Origin of the sequence: Gottfriedia sp. NPDC057948, assembly GCF_042887255.1 — a bacterium.
Taxonomy (GTDB): domain Bacteria; phylum Bacillota; class Bacilli; order Bacillales; family Bacillaceae_G; genus Gottfriedia.
Genome location: NZ_JBHVPN010000043.1, coordinates 1 through 1,503 on the forward strand (window position 1 = coordinate 1; position 1,503 = coordinate 1,503).

Consider the following 1,503-nt stretch of genomic DNA (forward strand, 5'->3'; position numbering starts at 1 on the left):
ACACCCGTTCCCATACCGAACACGGCAGTTAAGCTCTTTTGCGTCGATGGTAGTTGGGGGTTTCCCCCTGTGAGAGTAGAACGTCGCCTGGTAACAAAAAACATCAGCATAATAGCTGATGTTTTTTTGTGTTGGAATATGAAAACGATAGACTTACTTAAAATTTTACTTAGTTAATAGAAATTAATTCCAGGAATGATCGAAAGTCAACTGACACGGTTAAGTTTTTGTTGTAGGATACGCTAAAGAAAACGGAAAATAGCATCATCGCTTACTATCTGACGAAGAGAAAGGTGTAATAAAAAGTTTGGATCATATTCAAAATGGAAATTGTCCACATTATTGAATGAAATAATGGTATAGGCTGCATAAGGAAGTAGTTACAAAGTATCTTATTAATTACTTAGTTTGTTCAGTTTGTGTGATAGTCTGAGTAACGGAAGTACAAAAGACGACATTGAAGAGTGATTGCTCACATCATTTGTTTTTGAAATGACAGTTACTTATGATTGTTGAGTTTGTCCAGACTCAATATTGAGTCTATGTTTATTTGATTTATAGATTTTATGAGGTGTTTGACTGATACTTAACAACTTCTTGAAAGAAGTATTTCCTAATTTAGAACTTAGACCACCTTTGTTTTACAATAGGGATATTGGGATACGATTTGAACTTGGGGTAGAGTGGGAAAGGGGTTATGATTATCCTGATAATTCATATATATTGTGATGTTATAAAAGGGCAATCACTTTATTTGAAGCGATAGACTCTTCAATAGAAGAAATATTTGTCGTAATGGATGTAAATGATGATGTAAATGATTTTGAAAGAGGCAAACAAATTAAACGTAAATTAGTGAACTTTCCACCATATGTAGAGAAGTCACTATTGTATAAATTAAAGCATCAAACGAAGCCATATGTTTTTCCTGAAGATGACGAAGAAGGAACACATAAAACGCATAGATTTAGTTTAAAATGTAATACGAATGAATTCAAATACCATTCTTTGTTAAAAGCAATATGCAACCATTATTTGGGAATTAGTCCGAGGGTTTTTCATAGAGTATATTTTATCAATATTAACAAGAAAACGATCTTTCACATTTACGATGACAGAGGGTGTGATTTATTGGCAACTTCACCCGACACATTAAGAGATATATATGATATTTAAAAAGGGAAGCTACATTTTGTAGTGTTTCTTCACTAAAATTAACAGAGCAATATATATAGAAAGTTTCAAAAAAAGAGCGTATAAAACTTTTATTAATTTTTTGTAAAGAAATGCTTGCAATCATTTGGACGAGATGGTATATTTGTTTATGTTGTCACGATAAAACAAGTTCGAACAACAAAAAATATAAAATAAGTTGTTGACAAGTTGTTCAGCAAAATGTTATTATATTAAAGTCGCCTCTGAGCGATAAAGTGAACTTTGAAAACTAAACAAAACATGAAGTAAACGTCAATTATTAGTTTTTTGAGCAATACAAGATTTAAA

The 1,503-nt window shown here is 31.5% G+C and carries 1 rRNA gene and 1 pseudogene; both read left to right on the plus strand.

Features of this window, described 5'->3' with window-relative positions:
- Positions 1–92 (plus strand): 5S ribosomal RNA (gene rrf / locus ACFVRR_RS24255); the annotation flags it as partial.
- Between the two features lie 505 nt (positions 93–597).
- Positions 598–1,176 (plus strand): annotated as a pseudogene (locus tag ACFVRR_RS24260) (DUF3885 domain-containing protein).
- The last annotated feature ends 327 nt before the right edge of the window (positions 1,177–1,503 follow it).